The 19,942-nt window shown below is 36.5% G+C and carries 14 protein-coding genes; 8 read left to right on the top strand and 6 right to left on the bottom strand.

The annotated features are described in order from the left end of the window. Positions 1–32: 32 nt before the first annotated feature. On the bottom strand, positions 33–1,265 hold the full coding sequence (locus B3E00_RS08910) for an IS256 family transposase (protein WP_293938151.1): 1,233 nt from the start codon (positions 1,263–1,265) through the stop codon (positions 33–35). Between the two features lie 417 nt (positions 1,266–1,682). On the opposite strand from B3E00_RS08910, the gene B3E00_RS08905 reads away from it, so the two are divergent. The 7 genes from B3E00_RS08905 to B3E00_RS08875 all read left to right on the top strand — a co-directional run bounded on the left by B3E00_RS08905 (position 1,683) and on the right by B3E00_RS08875 (position 9,905). Continuing rightward, a complete protein-coding gene (locus tag B3E00_RS08905; protein ID WP_293938148.1) occupies positions 1,683–1,835 on the top strand; it encodes a heavy metal-binding domain-containing protein in 153 nt (50 codons plus the stop codon). Between the two features lie 64 nt (positions 1,836–1,899). Continuing rightward, the gene (locus B3E00_RS08900) at positions 1,900–3,648 is read left to right on the top strand and encodes an ATP-dependent nuclease (protein WP_293938146.1); all 1,749 of its coding nucleotides are present in this window, start codon (positions 1,900–1,902) and stop codon (positions 3,646–3,648) included. A 416-nt stretch (positions 3,649–4,064) separates the two neighbouring features. Further along, a complete protein-coding gene (locus B3E00_RS08895) occupies positions 4,065–5,552 on the top strand; it encodes a P-loop NTPase fold protein (protein ID WP_293938144.1) in 1,488 nt (495 codons plus the stop codon). 14 nt (positions 5,553–5,566) lie between these two features. Continuing rightward, positions 5,567–5,776, top strand: a complete 210-nt coding sequence (locus B3E00_RS08890) for a hypothetical protein (RefSeq protein WP_293938142.1) — start codon at positions 5,567–5,569, stop codon at positions 5,774–5,776. Positions 5,777–5,808: 32 nt separating this feature from the next. Further along, positions 5,809–6,372: a hypothetical protein gene (locus tag B3E00_RS08885; protein WP_293938140.1), complete on the top strand. Its 564-nt coding sequence runs from the start codon at positions 5,809–5,811 to the stop codon at positions 6,370–6,372. Between the two features lie 93 nt (positions 6,373–6,465). After that, entirely contained in the window at positions 6,466–7,644 is a 1,179-nt protein-coding gene (locus B3E00_RS08880; protein ID WP_293938138.1) for a hypothetical protein, read from the top strand. After that, positions 7,644–9,905, top strand: a complete 2,262-nt coding sequence (locus B3E00_RS08875) for a hypothetical protein (protein ID WP_293938136.1) — start codon at positions 7,644–7,646, stop codon at positions 9,903–9,905. The genes B3E00_RS08880 and B3E00_RS08875 overlap by 1 nt, the downstream gene beginning before the upstream one ends. Positions 9,906–10,326: 421 nt before the next feature. Here the strand turns inward: B3E00_RS08875 and B3E00_RS08870 are convergent, their stop codons facing one another. The 5 genes from B3E00_RS08870 to B3E00_RS08850 form a co-directional block, all read right to left on the bottom strand. Beyond that, entirely contained in the window at positions 10,327–10,539 is a 213-nt protein-coding gene (locus B3E00_RS08870) for a KTSC domain-containing protein (RefSeq protein WP_293938134.1), read from the bottom strand. A 17-nt stretch (positions 10,540–10,556) separates the two neighbouring features. Continuing rightward, positions 10,557–12,344, bottom strand: a complete 1,788-nt coding sequence (locus B3E00_RS08865) for an ATP-binding protein (protein WP_293938132.1) — start codon at positions 12,342–12,344, stop codon at positions 10,557–10,559. 2 nt (positions 12,345–12,346) lie between these two features. Then, positions 12,347–13,519 (bottom strand): SIR2 family protein, encoded by a 1,173-nt coding sequence (locus tag B3E00_RS08860; protein WP_293938130.1) that lies wholly within the window; start codon positions 13,517–13,519, stop codon positions 12,347–12,349. A 130-nt stretch (positions 13,520–13,649) separates the two neighbouring features. Next, the gene (locus B3E00_RS08855; protein ID WP_293938128.1) at positions 13,650–17,384 is read right to left on the bottom strand and encodes an AAA family ATPase; all 3,735 of its coding nucleotides are present in this window, start codon (positions 17,382–17,384) and stop codon (positions 13,650–13,652) included. A gap of 1 nt (position 17,385) precedes the next feature. After that, a complete protein-coding gene (locus B3E00_RS08850) occupies positions 17,386–18,624 on the bottom strand; it encodes an exonuclease SbcCD subunit D (RefSeq protein WP_293938126.1) in 1,239 nt (412 codons plus the stop codon). Between the two features lie 571 nt (positions 18,625–19,195). Between B3E00_RS08850 and B3E00_RS08845 the strand changes: the two genes are divergently transcribed. Further along, on the top strand, positions 19,196–19,894 hold the full coding sequence (locus tag B3E00_RS08845; RefSeq protein WP_293938124.1) for a YbjQ family protein: 699 nt from the start codon (positions 19,196–19,198) through the stop codon (positions 19,892–19,894). Positions 19,895–19,942 lie beyond the last annotated feature (48 nt).

Genomic DNA, 19,942 nt, shown 5'->3' with positions numbered 1-19,942 from the left:
CTGAACTGTGTCATTGGATAATTAACCAAAATCTAAAAGCCTCTATCAAGTTTGAGCCTATCCCCAAATTTAATGTAAAGTTGGGATATGGTCAGGCCCCAGTTATGCACAGGCATTGTCCACTTTTTAGAGATATCCTTTATTATCAGAAACATCAGCTTCATAAGAGCCTGCACAGAACTGAATGCACCTTTAGACTTCGTTATTTTTCGGATCTGACGGTGCATTCCTTCAATAGGATTAGTGGTATAGATAGTCTTACGCACCTGCTCATCATACTCAAAAAAAGTAGAGAGGTTGATCCAGTTATCGAGCCATGACTTAGCGGCTATGGGGTATTTCTTGCCCCATTTCTCTTCAAAGACCAGTAGTTTTTCATATCCCATTTCTTCGTTTACAGCTTTATAAACGAGCTTTAAATCTTCAATAACGGCCTTTTTGTCCTTTTCTGTAACGTAACGCATGCTTGAACGGATCTGGTGGACAATGCATAACTGAACTTTTGTTTTTGGAAAAATAGCTTCTATAGCTTCAGGAAAGCCCTTCAGTCCATCAATACAGGCTATCAGGATGTCCTCGACACCGCGTTGCTTTAGATCGGTGAGTAAGGATAGCCAAAATTTTGCTCCTTCGTTTTCCGAACTATAAAGCCCTATCGGGTCTTTACGCCCATCCATTCCTATGCCCAGGATATTGTAAATGGCCCGGGACTCAACCGTACCGTTCTGACGGACTTTATAATGCATGCAGTCTAGGAAGACAAAGGGATAGACGGCTTCTAGCGGACGACTTCGCCACTCGTTAACAGCAGGCATGACGCTTTCTGTAATGCGGGATATTTCAGTTGCAGAAATCTCCATAGCATACATCTCGCGGATAAAATCACTTATTGCACGTGTGCTCATACCTTTGGCATACATGCTCAGCACGTGACCTTCCAGCTGTTCTGTTATAATAAGCTGACGTTTGGGAACTACCTTGGGCTCAAATGTACCCGATCTATCCCGTCCAGATTCAAGCTCAAATGTTCCGGTATTAAGACCTCGAACAGTCTTTTTGGTCTTGCCATTACGACGATTGGAGTTCCCGGAAGCTTTATCTTCCTGAAGGTGACTTTCCAGCTCGCTATCCATCATCGACTCCAGTAAGTGCTTCATTAAGGGCGCTAGAACGCCATCATTGGGAGATAAACTCTTTCCGTTATAAAGACCTTGCATAGCTTCCTCTTTGAAGCGTTCAAAGTCAAATGGGGTCTTTTCTTTCATGACCATGTCGTTTGAATAATTAAATATAAAAAAACCTTATTGAATTATTCCGTTGACACAGTTCACGTTACAGTCTCAATGAACAACAATTATCTCAACTAATCTCACGATCTTTACAATAGATGAATGCCCAAAGCCGGTTAACATCTAGCCCAAGCGGACATCTAGCCAACATGGCCTCCCTCGAAGGTTAACGAGGGGGGCTTCTTTTTATTTAATTTTTACTTTATTGTCTTATTAACACGGTCGAATAAATCGGCTACGGTTTCCCGTAACCAATCCTTCTTTTAAATCAATACCTTAGCCTTACAGTTTGTAATAATCCTGAAAGTTAATAGCTGTAAACATATTAATTCAGAATAAATAATGTATATTAGGCTTGGGTATTAACCTTGCCCGATTGAAAAGTATAATTCCATGATAGTAACCACGACTAATTCCATCGAAGGGAGGGAGATTTCACGATATAATGATCCAATAGCAGCCAATGTAGTCATCGTCACCACTGTCTTTAGCGATATAGGAGCGAGCTATGTCAATTTCTTTGAGGACTTTTGGTATCTTTTATAATCAAAATTATGTTATTTAATTCTGCAAAATTTACTCACAATTACGTCTTAAAAAAATATAAAATATGAAAATTGTATCGTTCGGAGTCAATAATTTTAGGGGAATAGCTGGTGGACTAGAAAAAAACATCATCGAATTCAATAATTCAAATACGATTTTTCTGTTGGGCCAAAATAACGTTGGGAAATCTAGTTTTTTAAAGGCTTATGAGTTTTATTATAAAAATGCTACACCATTAGCGGAAGATATCTATAGAATGGACCCTGAAAACATTATCGAATTCGAGTTGGTACTTCAACTAGATGATTATGATTTTGCAAAAGATTCTATAAATAATAAAAGAGAAGGATTAAAGAAGTGGTTAAGCGAAAATAATTATCTAAGAATAAGAAGGACTATAAAGCCTGCTGAGGGGAAGAAATTAAGCTTCGAGAAAGCGGAAAACTTTACTTGGAGCTATGAAAATGGTTCATGGGAAAAGAAGAACTATGGTGGTATAGGATTAGATACAGTTTTCCAAGCGGCTTTGCCGACACCAATTTTCATTAAAGCTATGCCCACGGAGGCTGAGGGAGAAGCCATTATTAATGAAATTTTGAAACAAAAGGCAAGTTCGAAGTTAGAGGATAAAGAAAGACAAGAATTAAAGGAGGCACAGGCGAAAATTCAGGAACTTCAAGACAAGTTGTATAATCCAGATTCAATCAAAACCTACAAAGAAGAGGTAAATAAATATTTTCAATCATTATTCCCGAATACAAAAATAGAACTAAGCGAAAAAGATAAAGCTAAATGGACTGAAAACTCTATCGGTAAAAGCTTTTCGATACATTTCGAGCACAGTACTGATGGTGTTAAAGATAATACAATTCCGACCAGTTACGAGAGAATTGGGCATGGAGCAGTACGTTCTGCCATTTTTTCACTATTACTGATGAAAGATATTGCTGAAGAGTTTGTTAGAGTGGAACATAGAAAAGACTATATAGTCCTATTTGAAGAACCGGAATTGTTTTTACATCCAAAATTGATGAAACAATTAAGGTCTTTAATATACAAAGTGAGTGAAAGCAGTACTCCATACCAAATTTTATGTGCTTCTCATTCGCCCCAGATGATAGACATTACAAAAGAAAAGTCATCCTTGGTTAGAATGGTAAAGAATAATGAAGGAACACAATTGTATCAGATTAATGATGAATTTCTTAAGGATTCGAAAGATATTAAAACGAAGGAACAGCTTAAGCAGGAGATGAATGAGGTTTTGCGATTCAATCCATTTATTTGCGAATCGTTCTATGCCGATGAAGTTATTTTGATCGAAGGTCCTACAGAGGAAATAATCTTAAGGGGGTATCTAAATGAGATTCAATCTGATAAAGATATTTTTGTAGTTAACTGCGGTACAGTGAATAATATTCCGTTTTTCCAAAAGATATTTTCTCGATTTAATATTAAATATCATGTTATTTGTGATTCTGATAAAGCCAAGATGCAAGCAATAGATGAATATGGCCTTGTAGGATTTATTTCAGGAATTCAGAAAACTATCTATGATCAGTTTAGATCGGATTATCAAAAGGTTAATTATAAATGCGGCCTATTTCAAATTAACGAGCCAACATTTGAACCTGCCCACCGAAATGACAATATCGTTGAAATTTTAAGATATAGTAATTTGTATCAAGCAACCGATGGAAAACCATATAATGCCAATTTGTATTGGAAAGAGATTCTTCAACCCAATCTCTCAAAACAAGAAATAGATCAAGTACCAATAATTAGATATTTAAAAAATATTACAAATCATTAGAAAACTAAATTTCAGGTATTAATCATATAATAAGGTTAATATCTGAGAATATCGACAAAATTTAAATTAGTATCCGGAAATTATCACCATGACATTAAAAGAACTTGCGGAAAGCTTTCCAAACATCTATAAACAATATAGCGATCATTGTTCTAGTCGGATAATGAAATTAAAGCCGATTGATCGCCTGATTATTTTCATCGAGTCGAGATACAATATTAGCCTTATAAATATTGTACAAGAAAAAAATCAGAATTACAGACCTTGCATAAGAATAAATGGAAATGAAACAAAATATGATATCTCATTACCGCTAAGCCGAAGCAAGTCTTTTTTAGTCACGAAGGCTTTGGAAGCTATAAATATGGGATTGGTGAAGTAGCCAAACTTAATATATAATGAACAAAGATTAACACATGAATATTAAAAACGACACTTTACTTCAGGATTTTTTGAATCATCTGGAACTAGAAGGGAATAATGATATTATTTTTTCGGCGCCCTTTGGGACTGGAAAGACCTTTTTCTTAAAGGAAGATTTTGTACCCAAGTGTGAAGAACAGTATAATGCAATACATCTATATCCTGTCAATTATTCTGTATCAAGTAATGAAGATATATTCGAGTTGATAAAGTACGATATACTTTTTGAATTAGTATTGAAATATAAGGATTCTATTGAGAATATAGATGCATTAGAATTGGACAAAGGCCTAGCATTGCAGCTCTATATGCAAGATAACTTTAAGGCACTGGATTTTACTCAACAAGTTTTCAAAGCCACTACAAAGCTAGGAAAAAGTATATCTGATATATTAGGCCTGTTAAAAATTGAAAAGGATAAATTTGATGAGTTTTATAGTGGTCTGAAAGCCAATGAATTTGAAACGATAAGGGCATATCTTGAGTCATTTGAAGGGGGGAGAGGTTTAAAGGAATATGATACTATATCAGCTCTGATTAGCGAAATACTTCGGCGATTGAAATTGAGAAATAAGCAAAATGTTTTGATTATTGACGATCTCGACCGTATAGATCCCGAACATATATTCCGCATTTTTAACGTATTAAGCGCACATCGTGACTACCATACATCAAAAAATAAGTTTGGCTTTGATAAAGTTATTTTGGTCTGTGATATTGAAAATATAAAGCGCATATACGAACACCGTTATGGTAGGAATGTAGATTTTCAAGGATATATTAATAAATTTTATAGCCGTTCGATCTATGAATTTGATAATCGACGCTATATAAAAGATGCATTACGAGATTACCTTGACAATCTTCAGTATCCGGATATAAGTGGTAATTCAGAACATATAAAATATCATTTATCTGATAGTACAAATCATCATTTTTATTTAGTCATTCACAATCTTTTGCAGATTTTTGTCTTGCAGGGTGTATTGAGTTTGAGGGCATTAAAAAATATTAAAGAACTCAAAATACCAAATAAAGGGATTTATTTAAGTAAACGAGGACGCAATTCGAGTATTTATAATTATGAACTTCTTGTGTTAATCCACTATCTTTCCCAATTTTTTGGCAGTAGGGCGAGATTTAAAGAAGTTGTTCAACATCTAGCATTACAGATTGATGTCGGTGACCTTTTGTCATTGGGTATTGATCCATACAGTTATCAAGACGTATTGCAAAGTTTGTTAGAAATGATGATCCTTATAGATGTAACTTTTGAGAATACAGATAGAGGCAAACACAAATTCAAGTTAAAATTGGGAGACAGTATATCTGAGCTAGAGTATGAAGTGGATAACTATAAACATGGAAAAATTGTATCGATAGCCGTAGATAGTTTGAATATACTCCACACCCAATTAAACTTATTAGGTATTTTAGAAAAAGCATTAACCATAGTTGAAAACAGGAAATTGCTTTCCTAACCAAATGATTTATTATGGCAAAATCGAGTTCTTCGAAGATTAAGATTATGATAGGTTCCACGGTCTATGGCTTTCATGATCAACTCGCTACAATATGTGATGTGATTGAATCCTATGGCTATGGAGCTATCGAAGATTTTCCCTTGGGCAACTATAATGTGGATGATTACGATGTTGATACCTATTCCTGGCATGAAAGGGCAGGAGAAGATGATGATTTTTAAATATAGTATTAATGTAATGATGAACTTAGTATATGGCTGAAAATGAACAGTTTTGCCAGCTTTTGAAAGAACGGTCTGCCGAAAATGTTTCGGCAGGTAGGCTACTTTTTGAAAATCGAATTTATGGGCAACTTATATCGGTGTTGAGGCAGGAACTTGACTCTTTGGTTAGAGCTGTCTTTTTACTCAGTAAGGATTTATCTACGCGACGAAATTTTATATCCCAAACCCTAGACAATGCAAAATGGACGCTGCCGAAGTCAAGGACAATAGTTACGGATAGGGCTATGGTGGATCTGACCGACAGGTTACATGGTTGGACAAATTCCGTTTATCGTTTAGGTTGTGCGTTTATACACTTGTCACCTATGGCTGATTATCGAATATCTAATCCTTTTCGGTATCTCGAAGATCGAGAAGTCGAAGACGTAAAGCATCATTTGCATAATTACCATGGATTTGATCTAAGTCAGCAGTTGACTATGGAAAGTGTTAGCCCTTATTTATTAAAGGTCCTAGAAAAAGTGTCAAGCAACTTGAGGTGTTATATTGATGATTTGAATGATGAGCGGGAAAACGTGCTTCACAGTATTTGATAGACTAGTAGGGGATTACTTGTCGCTTAATATTCTCTGTAATATTTATTATGTTTGCAATGTATTTAGCTTACCATGCAATAAAACAAATTAATGACTGAAATTACGATACCTAAAAGTATTACTCCACAAAAGATCGATGAATTGTATGCCGGGTATATAAACGGGCAGCAGCTCGAGAAGGTGATTCTAAAAATCCCGGCTTCTGTAAGTAAATATACTTTTGGTTTATTGGCCGATTTGCTCAGGTTTGTTATTACCTTAAATAAAAGGTCCTCTATAAGCACATTGGTTCTTGATATGAGTGTGAAGGACCTGGACGAGTTCTATAATCAGGAATATGCCTATCCGATAGTTTCGCTGTTATGGAATACAGCGACTTTTGTCGATAAAAACGATGTAAATATCAAAACTTTATTGAGAGATAAGCAGAATCTTTTTTTTATAAAAATGAATACCTTATCTAGGATCAAGGGGAATAAGTATATACTCACCAATGCAGATCATCTTTCAAAAAGCAGAGGTCTAATTAGGCTGTTTGAAGATGCAAATGGATTTAATGATAATGAAGATCAGATAACTCAAAGCGTATTCAAAATATTTCATGAATACGTTTTAACGTTCAATAAAAATAATAAAGAAGAAATTGGGCATATGATCGGGGACATAGGTGCTATAATCTATGAATTGACAAAGAACACTTATGAATGGGGAAAAACGGATTCTACCCTTATAGACGTAGCAGCTAGTATACGAGGAGTATATTTTAGATTTCATATAAATGACAGTGATAAAATTGATCGGGAATTTGAGGGTACACCTATTCAGTCTTTTTTTAGACATCCTTTTATTTTGGAGAACTGTATTAATGTCCAAAACAAAATTTACTATCTAGAAATATTGGTTTTTGATTCAGGGGTAGGTTTCATAGATAAATTTTATGATAGGGGGGATTTAACTGATTTGGAAATTATTAAGAAGTGCTTAGTGAAAAACCAAACATCCTCTACATCCAACCTGAAGTCTAAAAAGGGAATAGGGTTAGACCGGATTTTAAACATCTTAAATGAGAGAGGTTTTTTAAGGATATCAACGGATAAATACTGTGTTTATAGGGATTTGATAAAAGATAACTATATGCCGATTGATGTGAATCAATTAGCATATCTCAAACTTGAAGACTGGAGCAAAAATGATTTCGCAATGGATAGTGTTGTAAAATCACAAGGTTCCTTCATTAGCATTTTGTACCCTTTCAAAAGTAACAGTTAATGGGCAAGTTTTATATCTATAATTCAAATATCGAGCATAAGAAATACAGGTCTGTTACTGTTGTCTTTAACCCAGGTGTAGCATTTGATTTCGGAGCTTTAAAAAATGAATTGACAGAACATTTTCGATACTTCCATCAAACCACAGCGCTTATTTTCGTTCATTGTTCAACAATTTCTTCTACAGAAACGCTGATTAAAGAAAATATTGACAAGATTTTCAGAAGTATTCCCAAAGTTGAGGAAAAGTCTTTGGCGGATAATATTTTCTATGTTTCTTTCAGCCAGTTAGGTTTTGGGTTTCCAAAGGGAGATGTATTTCTGCAAAAGAATTTCACAGAGATAATTAATCAGGGCTTGACCAACATATTTGTTTGCAATGGGGGATTGGTAGAGAGTAATGGTATTTCCCATCACTATGTTTTCCCTTCAGGAAAGCATTCTTCGAAATTTCTTAGAACAGCTAACGTTTTAGTCTGCAAGAGTGAAATAGATTTTATAGCATTAAATACGCTGTATCTATTAAAAAAGTCATCAATTAAAAATATCTATTGTGATACTCTATCCATAAATGTGGTGGGGTATGCTATAAGTGATTACATAAAGCGTTTTGAAAAGCGAGAGGATATCAATATTGAGTCTTTCAAATCTTATGATGGAATTTATAATAGAAATGCAGTCTTTTACGACGATTCTATTTTTTTAATATCAGCATCGACTTCTGGAGGGTTGGTTCATTACTTAAAAGAGAAACATCCCGAGATTCATTCTGAAGATATCTGCGTTCTTTATTACCTACCTATTGACCGTGAGTCACAACTGGCTTTAGAACGAGTTTTGTGCAACTTGGAACGTAATGAAAAACTCAATTACGGCATCGAGGTTTATCAACAGTCCAAGCCCGGTGAAAAATGTCCTTTTTGCACGAATCAATCTACTGCTGTGAAAATAACTGGGGATTCTTTTAGTCTGGACGAGCCAATAATTAATACGAGAAACATTGTCGCAAAAAGGTACATCACCAAAGACTTAAAGGATTTTGTTGAAATGTTTAAGCACAATCGTGATATTGGTACGTCTTTAAAGGTTTCTTTTAGTGAAGATACAGTTACTAGAAAAAAGTATAATTTATATATTGATTATGAGAACATTATAAAAAATATAAATCATAAACAATTTCAAGGCCATAAAGCTAAGCTAGATGCCTTCATTGATCAATATGTTCCTGCATCATTAAAGTACATTATTCATTTAAATGATAAAGGATCCTACTTATTGGCGGATTATATTCTAAAAAGGATTGAGACGGCTTCTAGGCATTCCATAAATGTCATAAATCAATCGGAATTGACAGAAGAACTCATATCCAAGAGTGAAGTAGGCTCGATTTTGATTGCCGGCTCATGTATAACCAATGGTAAAAATCTACTTTACTTAAGTAGATTTTTCCGTAACTATGAAGACATAAGACTGATTTATTTTATAGGTATTAATAGAATCAGTGATACCGATAAGCAGAGAGAACTTAAGAGTAATATTAAGTATGGGTTACATGGTGCAGAAAACAGTTCTTTCATCGAAATTGAAGCAATTAACTGTGATAATTCTAATCATGGTACTCCTTGGGAAACGGAGTTGAACCATCTAAAGGAGATACAGGAGGAATTGGATGAACCATCCCGTTTTATAGATGAAAGGATTTGTACAATTAATACTTTTGCAAGTAAAGAAGGTAAGGGTGGTGCCGAAAAAATCTTCTATACCGATATCCATGGATCGGAGCTTGAAATCAGAAAAAATTCTGCCTTTTTCAATAGTAACGATTACTTTGACAATGTGTGTCAATCGGATGTTTACTTTACGATTGCCTGTGTATTAAACAACATGCGGAATAATAAGATAGATGGACTTTGTCAAACTAGTTTTGTGAAAAACCTACTCGATCCTTTTATCTTCAATCGATTTAATGATGGAGTTATCCAGGCATCGATATTAAGAGCGGCAAAGTATGACGAAATAAATTATTCTTTTAGTCGTCGCCATTCAGAAGATATGCTCATGCTTTTAAAGACTTTTATAAAACATAGGGAAGAATATCAGGGGGAAGCAATATTGGAATTTCTTTATGCGTTGTCGATAGGAAAGCTCCGTCTTGTAAAGGACCATTATCTTACTTTGCTAGATGAGATAAACAAGATAGAGAACGAATATGTTACGATATTCAGCAAATCTATAAACAGAGTGTATAAAAGCTCATTGTAAATAGCACGAAGCGGTTTATAGGATTACGTTTTGAATCCTTCAGATTTTTTATGATTGGCTACTCGTTGGCCTATTGAAAAAAATCTATAGCTTATCCTGTAATTCATAAGGCGGATACCATATTACTCCAACCGCTGTGAGTATTGGGAGATAAAAATTCCGGTGATATGCTTATTTCATAATATCGATTCACCCACCAAAACGGTAAAGTAAAAACCGTATCATACCCTGCCTATTTTTCAAAAATTTACACCCCGACAACCTTTGCTATTTATTTATACAGTTTGTTGTCAATTTTAGATATTTTAATTATTTATAACCTGATTNNAATCAGGTTATAAATAATTAATTCACAAAGCAGGTCTGTCCTTGGATCTTGGATCTTTTTATAATATTTATAGCCATCCTTAGATTACATTGTTTAGGCGATCTTTTGTTGCCTATAGTTTTTATAAATGTTTGCATGTGCATATTCTCCTTTGGAATCTGCAACCATTAGACCATCATATTCGTATTGGGGAACATCGTAATACTCATATACAGAGCCCTTTTTAAATTGCATTGTCAACGTCGCGCTGTCTGGATCGTATCCGACAGCTTCAATGTTTGAAGAATTTACTGGTGTCATTTCCATAATAATTATTGTTTAGATTATTTTTTAATAATAGCTTTTTGTTCTCTTATCGCTGTTACTACAGCTTTGTAATTATGCTCATTTGATTCAAAAGTATTTTTCCATGAGTCCACAAGATTTGGGTCATTGCTTGAAGGACGTGGTTCAACTATTTCAATACGTACTCGCGATGGTATATTAATTGCTTCGCCTACAATAATTGCTTCTCCTATTCGAAGTGATGGGAGTAGTTCTATTAGACTATTCATATTATTAGGAGCAGAAGATTGGACGGTACCTTTGTCTCCGCTATTTGTTAATCTTAGCGCAATGAAAGTACCTACTTGTGCCAATATAGTCTCGGATATTTCGGATGGTCTTTGTGTTACTACCATTGCTCCAATTCCAAACTTTCTTCCTTCTTTAAATATTTTTTCGACTGCCTTTCTAGCATATCCATATACGTGAGAACTTTTCTCTGACCTAGGTAAATACGAATGAGCTTCCTCATATACCATAAGTAAAGGTCTATTTCGTCCTGTATATGCCTCAAATCTACCCCAATACATGGAATCGTATAAAAATCTACTAATTAAACCCACAGATATATCTATCAATTCAAAAGGAATACCACTAAGGTCAAGTATCGTTAGCCTGCTATTGTGTTCTATCCAAGATCTTAATAGGTGGTCAATATCATTATTTGGATCTTCAGCATCTTTGTATTCAATAGGATTAAACATAAAGCTGTATCTGCTATCTTTTATTCTGGAATATATTTTTCCACAATAAGGATACATGGTTAGTTTCTTTGATTTAAAAGGGCTGCCTCCTCCTGGAGAATAAGGTGTAAACCGCGCAGGCTTTAGAATTTTGGGATCTCCTTCTTCCTCTAAGCATTCGTTAGCATGGATATGATCGCTCGTATGATTATAAGTAGCATTAATCTCTCTATCAAAGTCGTACCACATTTGCTTAATATCAAAAGGGATTGGGGAATCGGCAGTTATATAAGCTTGATCTATTGCTCCTGCTTTTAGCTTGCCAGCACTTGCTTTTTTTAATGCGATTATTTTTTCACGTAACTCTTTATCTTCTGGTCTTTCCTGCCCTTCTGGGCGGCCAACTAAAAAGAATGATAGCTCATCAAATGTCATTGCCCAAAAAGGAACACACAGAGGGCTAGCTTCGTCATTTATTCTAAATATTTGGGCTTTGTCCGTAAAAGCAGAAGAATACTCGCCATGTGTATCAACCAAAACTATTCTAGAACCTGTATAATCGTTTAGAATTCTTTTTACCAAGTGTGCAGTAGTATTGGATTTCCCACTACCAGTAGATCCCAAAATAGCAGAATGTCTAAGAATAAGGTTATGAGTGTCAATATAGACTGATAAATTTTCAGAAGATGAATGTTTACCTATTTCAACAAATCCCTCAGACTTATCTCCATATATTAACTTTAAATCCTCTTCGGTGACAATATGTACTTCATCGTTAATTGTGGGGAATGTTCCTATGCCTTTTTGAAAGCGCTCATCTCCCAATTTTTCACCTATTAATTGAACCTGAAGAAATCTTGATCCGTAATTAGGTTCATAAATAGCGTTGTCGATTGTCGAGGGAGTATTACTAACGGAAGATACCAGTCCATAAAGAGTTAAACTTCCTAGAGGGAATTTTATAAATGTACCAATCTGGCCAATTTTATATAATCTACCATTGATGATAGGGGCAGCAGATGGAATATCTTTTGATACTTCTACTTCAACACTACCACTGTTAACATTTATGACTTTTCCTAAGTATGTAATTTCTGACTGCATAGTTATTTTAGTTGATTTTCTATCTTGTCTTTTTTTCCTGAGCATAGTATAAGGAAGTTAACCAGCTCTTTAAAATCCCCAAGTTTTAATTTATTGTTATTCCAAAATGGATCAAGTAAATCACCTCCCTTACTATGTTTCCATTCTGCGGCAATTCCAGAAATAGATGCCTTGGATGGGCCAATCAAAGTCAAGTTTGGGAAATTTTTACCTTCCCCTATAATTTTTTCTAATGGGTTATCATCATAAAAGAAAGCAATAACATGGAGTCTGTTGTTTTGATTGAGTGCATTAAATATCACCTCATTTACATGATCATCAGAAAATGAATATCCACTTATAATAAATATTCCTTCCCCGCCTATAAGGCATTCTTTAAGTCTGTCAAAATAGCTTGTGAAAGGTTGCTTACGAGATGATTCATATTTATCCCTAGAAGGATATATAACTAACTCTGAGTCTGGTAGTTTTGCTTTCGCTCCAGAACTTAGCCTTATCACTCTGTATGAATTATCTTCTTTCTCTTTCCAAAACCAGCCCAATGAACCGTGTAGTTTCCAAAGTCTTATCCATGACACAGGTGGGCGATCATATTTTGATTTACCATCTAAGGTTTCATGACAAAAAAAAGGTTCATGCGCCCCAACAAACCCATCATAAAATGGTATTAATAGATCTTCAAATGACTTTTCAAGAATCAAGTCATAGTTTGTAGTAAAAATTTCTTTGGTAAAATCTCTTGAAATCCAGTTCAGCCAACTTATAAAACTCTTTGATATCTTTAAGTTTGCGGTTTTTTCTTCTTCAGAAATTATTTCGTAAATCTTATTGCAAATTACTTTGTCTAAATTCTTAGCTTTTTCACCGTCAATTCCATCAAATGATTTTGTAGCCTTATCACTTGTTAATTGTCTAATAAGTCGAATCTGGTTAAGAATTGCTTCAATGTGTTGGCTCTCTGGATCAAGAGAACTTTTAACTAAAAAAAATTCTTTTTTATCTGCTTCTCCTAAAGATTCTTCTATCTTTTTTGTGAGACTCGCAATGTCAGATATTCCCATTGCCTTTGAGGTTCCAGCTCCAAAAAGAAACCCTAGTCGTTTTGTGTAAGATAATTGATTTCGTATCTCTAATAATTCCCTTAATGGATCATGTTTGTAACCGGTCATATTCATAAGATTTTATATTTAATGTGTACTCTTGCGTGAGAGATAGTAGAGTAATGGCCACAGCGTAGTGAGAACTTGAATCGGATAGCCCGACCCGACGGGGCACACCCAGAGACATAATATATCAATGTTGTTTTCATAAGCTTATCACCTCCACCATACTCTTCCCGCTTTGCTGCTTACTCACTCTAATCTGTACAGGGATCCTTTCCGTCATTTCCTGCACGTGAGAGATGACACCCACTTTACGCCCCTGATTGTGCAGGCGTTCAAGAGCATCCATAGCGATATTCAGTGTATTAGGGTCTAACGACCCAAAACCTTCGTCAATAAATAAAGATTCCACTTTCATACGGCTAGATGACAAAGAAGCAAGGCCCAATGCTAAGGCAAGCGAAACCAGAAACGATTCGCCGCCCGAAAGAGAGTATACCGTACGCACTTCATCGCCCATGTCTTGGTCGACTACTTGTAGAGCCAGTGAAAGAGGTATCCGTTCGATTTTGTACCGGTTGGTCAGTGCTTGCAAATGAATATTGGCATAGCCTAGTAAAACATCGAGTGTGTATTCTTGGGCAATCTGACGGAATTTTTTACCGTCGGCGGAACCGATGATTTCATTTAGTTTGCTCCAGTTATCTTTGATAGCTTCCTGCGCCGCTATACGTTCCAGCAAGTCACCAATATTCTGTTTATGCACAGCATCTTGTTGTAGGCGGAAGCTGTTTTCCCCTTTTTTGTGTTTATTAGTTTCCAGAGCCGATTTTGCTACGGCATTGAGATCAATGAGTTCCTCAACTGCTCGGTCGGATATACTTTTTTCTTTGTGGGTGTCTAAAGCATGTTTTCGTTCTGAAAGAACACTGGTAGCTTTGGTTACTTCCTCGTCCATCGTTTGCAATTCCCCGCGTTCTTTAGCCATCCAATCGTTGCTCATTGACAATAAATCATGGAGTTCCTCAATGGTTAACGATTGACTGTTCTTTGTGTTGAAATCGTCAAGCCAACCCTGCATTTTTTCCAATGCATTTTGAGCGTCGGCTTTTAAAGCTATTATTGAAGCGGCCAATTCATCGTATTGGGTTTGGGCTTTGGTGCTGTTGATATTGAGTTGTTCTCTGGTTATTTTAAGTTGATCGAGTTGGTGCTGAGCATCGTTTATGGCTTGCTTTAGCTTGGTCTCCGTTTCGCTTGCAGATTGACCTCCAAATATCGAATTGCGCTCTTGATATAACGCTAGATACAGTTTATTTTCCACAATATGAGTTTCCGTTTTTTTTCTAACATCTGAAGCAAGACTTTTAGCTTGGTGTTCCAGTTGGCTTATCGTGGCTTCGAGTGCTGTATGTTGACGGGTATATTGATCCATCCTTTCGCTTTTTTCTTTCCAATCGCGGGCAAAGGTTTCAATACGCTCAACGAATGCTAGAGGTGAAGCTTTCCAATTTTTCATCCATTCTGGAGCGGTGAAATAGGGGGAGAGCAGCCGTTCAACACTGTCTAAATCACGTGATGCCTTATCACGATCTCTCGTATGGCTGCTTTGCTGTTCTTTGTAAATAGCCAGTTGGTTTTGGATGTCTTTGAGTTGATTGGCAAGGCTATCGGTCTTTTCTTTAAGTTGGTCTATTTGTGTTTTGCCAACTTCTATTTGTTGCTTTTTCTCAGTGTAAACTTGTATTTGCGCTTGCAGATCACCCTGTTTGATTTTAAGATCCTGTAATTTTGTTTCAATCCAGGCTGCTTTTTCAGCACTGGCTATGGCCTTACTTTCGTCGGCAATATCAAATTGTTCCCAAATTTGCTTTTTAGAGACTAATGCTACTTGCCTTGCTGCAATTTCTTCATTTTGGCGCTCAATGTTTTGCTGTAGCATCTTACTTTCCTGTTCCAGGGCTATATAGAGGTTATTGCTCGCGTGATAGCTCCGATCATGTTCCTCGAAGGATTTTTCCAGTTTCACCAATACATTTTCCAATTGCGGATTATGAAGCACATAGGGATGACTTATGCTTCCGCAAACAGGGCAAGGCTCGTTATCCACTAAAGCCGCCCGCAATGTTTCTACGTTTTCGGTCGATGCCAGACGAGCTTGCTGTAAAAGCTGCTGCGCCGTATCGCGTTGTGCCTTTTCCAACGGCAGCTGCTGGGCTAAATTTTGTAAAGATTCCTGTTTTGTTTGAAGGTCAGACTTATCATTTGCCTGTTTCTGGTTTAGTGCTTCCAATTCCGTAAGTGCACCATAAAACAGTTGCCAATGCGCCTGTGCTTTTATAGTGTATTCAACCTGTCTGTCTGTTTCGGATTTTTCTAAGCCTAAAGTTTCGATAGGGGTTAATTTTAACTCTTTGGATAGCAAATCATTGCTTTTTCTTAAAATTTCTAGGCGATCTACCTGTTGCTTCCAATCAGATTCTATTGTTGACCTCTCGGCTTCGTTTTTATCGAATTTATCCTGTATTTTTTTCAACATAGCGGACGATTGCTGCGCTATTTCTAGAAACTGCTGCGCATCCTTTAGTTTTGACAAGATGAGGTCTTTATTTTCCGCAATCGGGCTGCGGTATTTGTTGCCTGCTTTCCAGTCGGTGATATCTTTTATTTGATTAGCAAGGTTTGCAAACTCCTCTTGTTTAGCCTTCTGTAAGGTTTGATGTTGATTATTGGCTTCAACAGAATTTTCAGCTTCTTCTTTAAGTTTTTCTACCTGTTGTTTTTTCTCCGCCAGCCGCGTATCAAGTCGTCTAGCTTGCTCCAGTAGGGGAAGGGCATCGGTTAGCGCTTTGTCTTTTTCTGAAAGATTGGTTTCGGCTACCTCCAGCTTATTTTCAAGCTTTTCTTTTTCCTCCTGTAGGACAACGATGTTTGCTTTGATCTGTGCGAGGGCAGCTGTTTTTTCAGCATGCTGCTGTTGAGCATTTTTCAATGCATCCGCCCAACTTTTTGTTTGCTGTGCTTGCTCAACAGTTTTCAGTTTTTGTTTGCGTGGCAGGGCAGAGCTTTGGATCTCCGTTGCAACATTTAATGCTGTGTACGCTAGATTAATATTGGATTGCAAATTAGCGAGCTGTTCGTGCCAGATGATTTCGGTAGTAAGTTTTTCGATTTCTTTTTCTAGACTTTTGATTTCGATTTCCAATGCTTCCTGTTCATCCGACAGCGCCTTCAACTCATCGTCGGTGAGCGTAATGATTTCGTTTTTCCGAATATTAAGCTCTCGCAACAGCACTTCTTCAGCTCTGTATTTTTCATAGATCTTTTTCGATATTTCCGAATAAATATGAGTGCCCGTCAACTTTTCAAGCAGAGAAGCTTTTTCACCCTTATCGGCTTTCATAAAAGCTGTAAAATCGCCTTGAGCTAGTAACACAGACCGGGTAAACTGATCGAAATTTAGACCTACCAACCTTGCAATCTCACTTAACGTTTCAGCTTTTTTCGCTGGAAAATCGATATTCGTAGTTATATTTTTCAACGTCACAGCATCAGATTGCATGCTACCATCTGCTTTATTTCTCGCACGCCTTACACTCCAAGTAGCACGATGATATTGTTCGTCAATACCAACAAAATCTACTTCAGCAAAGCCATCCGCGGTACCATCGCGCAAGATGCTCCGCACATCACCCTGATTTAGGGTGCTCCCTTCAACATCTCTAATTTCGATACCAGATTCTTTCGCCTGCAGATACCGCGGTGTCTTTCCGTAAAGAGCAAGGCACAAGGCATCTAATATCGTAGATTTTCCAGCGCCAGTAGCTCCCGTAATCGCAAATATGCCAGCGGATGATAATGGCTCGGAAGTAAAGTCAATTTCTGTCACTCCCTCTAGGGAAGCAAGATTTTTAATTCTTATAGCTAATATCTTCATTCTACTCGGCTGTTTGATTGACTTCTTCCACTACTTGTTGAAAAAGATGTAGGATCTCTTCGGGTACGGCACTATTATATCTCGATTGGTATATTCTTCCAAATACATCAATCGGCTTTAATTCCTGCAACTGCTCTGGAGCGATGAGTTGATGTTGCACCGTTTTGGAGTCAGGATACTTCACATCAATTTTCGCAAGTCTCACTTTTTTCTTCTGCAATGTCACCTCTACCTTATGCCTCAATGCTGGTTCAGGACCTTCTAAAAATACACGAACTTCCAGATAAGGTATTGTAGCTTTGTTAGCTTGATCAGAAGGAGGTAGTTGTTCAAGCAAAGCAATGACATCATGTAAAGGTTGATGTTTTAACGGAACTCTCAGCAGAGGTACAAACAATGGTATCTCGATCGATCGTAGGTTACGCATCTCGTCGTCGAGATCAAATGCGATGACTTGGTGCTTGTAGTTAATTTCTGAGAAGGACATAGGCAGGGGACTGCCAGCATAACGCACATGATCTTTGCCGCCTATTTTTTGCGCCTTATGAATATGTCCAAGAGCAACATATTTTATATCATCATGAAATGTCGTTGCCGGAATACATTCTACACCACCCATAATTGGTCTTTCTGTTGTATCTAGCTCAGTTATTTCAGCATGGTGCGTATGTAGATGCCCCATCGATATAATGATTTGATCGTCCTTAATTTTTTCTTGCGCATAGTCAAATAACTCTTTATAAAGTGCGATTACACCCTCTGTATAGGGGTTAGAGCAGTCAGGTATGGCTGGGTAATCTCCCATACGCAGGAATGGTACAGCAAGGCAGTATATCTTGATTCTTCCAGCCTGATCATATATCGGTACAATCAACTTTTCATAATCTATTTTTCCTTCCGCATCTTTCTCAACCAATCCAACAATATGAATTTTTGAAGACAGCAGTAAAGGCTTTGGCGCCTCCAGGCGTGATGCAGAGTCATGATTTCCGGCAGTGATTATAATTTGTAGATCTGGGTTTCTAGAAGTAGCTTGATTCAAGAAGGAATAAAACATTCTGATCGACTGAGCCGACGGATTTGATATATCAAACACGTCTCCGCTAATAAGCAGTACGTCAATTTTTTCATGATGCAATGTTTCGACCAGCCAATCTAAGAATTGCTGATGTTCATAGGTACGATCATATTCGTGAAATAATTGGCCAATATGCCAGTCTGCTGTATGAAGAATTTTCATTTTTAATAAATGGCTAGTTCATAAATCGTCCTTTTGAACTCGTTTTTATCACGACGGAAAAAAGGTGTTACGGTCTAATAATATGTGAGTACAATATAATAATTGTAATTTAAAACATAAATTTTTTAAGCATAATTTTTACAGCGTTTAATAAAGAATTACAAGAAAAAGTTCTTTCGATTATTCTAGGGAAAAATACAGTGTGCAATTTTAAATTTTTTACGGGAAACCGTATTTGGCCAAGAGAATTGATAAAATATTTTGAAAATTGTAATTTATTACATCCTTTTTGCGACCGATGATCTAGCTCAAGCGGACATCTAGTCAAAACTGCCTCCCTTTAAGGTCATAAGGGAGATTTTTTTTGTTTAATTATTTACCTTGATTTCTTATTAGAGCTGTTTGATCATCAGTTACGGTTTCCCGTAACCATAAGTTTTTTCAAACTCACTCCTTAGCCTTACATATTGTAATCATCTTGAAAATTAATATCTGTAAACGTATTAATTCAGCATAAATAATGTATATTAGAATTGGGTATTGACCTTGCCCGATTGAAAAGTAACAAACCATGATAGTAACCAGTAATTATTCCATCCTTCCAATAGCAGCTAATGTTCTAATCGGGGCCAATATCTTTAGTTTTATAGGAACGAGCTATGTCAATTCCTTTGGCGGTCGCTCTACCAGCTATGAGAAGAAGATGCAAGAGATGTACAAACGTGTTACTGAAACGCTCAAACAGCGTGCACAGGCAATTCGTGCTGATGCTATTATTGGGCTTAGTGTAGATATCGACGAAATCTCAGGAAAGGGGAGTCAAATGTTTATGATTACTGCAGTGGGTACACCAGTACATCTCAAAGAGGTCGCTCGCGTTCCGGTGGAGAAGCAGGATGATCTATTGGATGGCGAACTGATTCAGCAAAAGGTCCGAGCAGACATTATCTTAGAAAATTATAAGTCGGTAGAATCTATCAATAAGGAAACTGCTGAATTTATAGCTACATCGGGCCTAAGGGAATTTGAGCCGCTTGTGTTCAAAGCAATGAATGAAGATTATGGCCTAGAACAAACTCCAAAAGATAAACTGGAAATGCTATTCCGTTATTTTGATTACTTACCCGATGAGGAAGCCATTGCTATACTTTATAACGCTTTATTAGAAGGTAATTTGACAACCTTACAAGTAAAACGTATCAATGCGATTATCACTTCATCCAAATTTATGGATTATACAAAGCTATTAATTAGTATGGACGAAAATTGAATTAACAAGCTAGTGAAAGAATAACTATTTAAAGTTCAGTGTATAAAT

Source organism: Sphingobacterium sp. UBA5996 (assembly GCF_002429765.1).
Lineage (GTDB): Bacteria > Bacteroidota > Bacteroidia > Sphingobacteriales > Sphingobacteriaceae > Sphingobacterium.
This window is presented reverse-complemented; position numbering and strand designations above follow the sequence as displayed.

Excerpts from the sequence above, each read along its gene's own strand:
- B3E00_RS08910 (WP_293938151.1), bottom strand. The coding sequence starts at position 1,265 with ATGAAAGAAAAGACCCCATTTGACTTTGAACGCTTCAAAGAGGAAGCT.
- B3E00_RS08865 (WP_293938132.1), bottom strand. The coding sequence starts at position 12,344 with ATGCAGTCAGAAATTACATACTTAGGAAAAGTCATAAATGTTAACAGT.
- B3E00_RS08885 (WP_293938140.1), top strand. The coding sequence starts at position 5,809 with ATGGCTGAAAATGAACAGTTTTGCCAGCTTTTGAAAGAACGGTCTGCC.
- B3E00_RS08870 (WP_293938134.1), bottom strand. The coding sequence starts at position 10,539 with ATGGAAATGACACCAGTAAATTCTTCAAACATTGAAGCTGTCGGATAC.
- B3E00_RS08845 (WP_293938124.1), top strand. The coding sequence starts at position 19,196 with ATGATAGTAACCAGTAATTATTCCATCCTTCCAATAGCAGCTAATGTT.
- B3E00_RS08900 (WP_293938146.1), top strand. The coding sequence starts at position 1,900 with ATGAAAATTGTATCGTTCGGAGTCAATAATTTTAGGGGAATAGCTGGT.
- B3E00_RS08875 (WP_293938136.1), top strand. The coding sequence starts at position 7,644 with ATGGGCAAGTTTTATATCTATAATTCAAATATCGAGCATAAGAAATAC.
- B3E00_RS08905 (WP_293938148.1), top strand. The coding sequence starts at position 1,683 with ATGATAGTAACCACGACTAATTCCATCGAAGGGAGGGAGATTTCACGA.
- B3E00_RS08880 (WP_293938138.1), top strand. The coding sequence starts at position 6,466 with ATGACTGAAATTACGATACCTAAAAGTATTACTCCACAAAAGATCGAT.
- B3E00_RS08890 (WP_293938142.1), top strand. The coding sequence starts at position 5,567 with ATGGCAAAATCGAGTTCTTCGAAGATTAAGATTATGATAGGTTCCACG.
- B3E00_RS08855 (WP_293938128.1), bottom strand. The coding sequence starts at position 17,384 with ATGAAGATATTAGCTATAAGAATTAAAAATCTTGCTTCCCTAGAGGGA.
- B3E00_RS08895 (WP_293938144.1), top strand. The coding sequence starts at position 4,065 with ATGAATATTAAAAACGACACTTTACTTCAGGATTTTTTGAATCATCTG.
- B3E00_RS08850 (WP_293938126.1), bottom strand. The coding sequence starts at position 18,624 with ATGAAAATTCTTCATACAGCAGACTGGCATATTGGCCAATTATTTCAC.
- B3E00_RS08860 (WP_293938130.1), bottom strand. The coding sequence starts at position 13,519 with ATGAATATGACCGGTTACAAACATGATCCATTAAGGGAATTATTAGAG.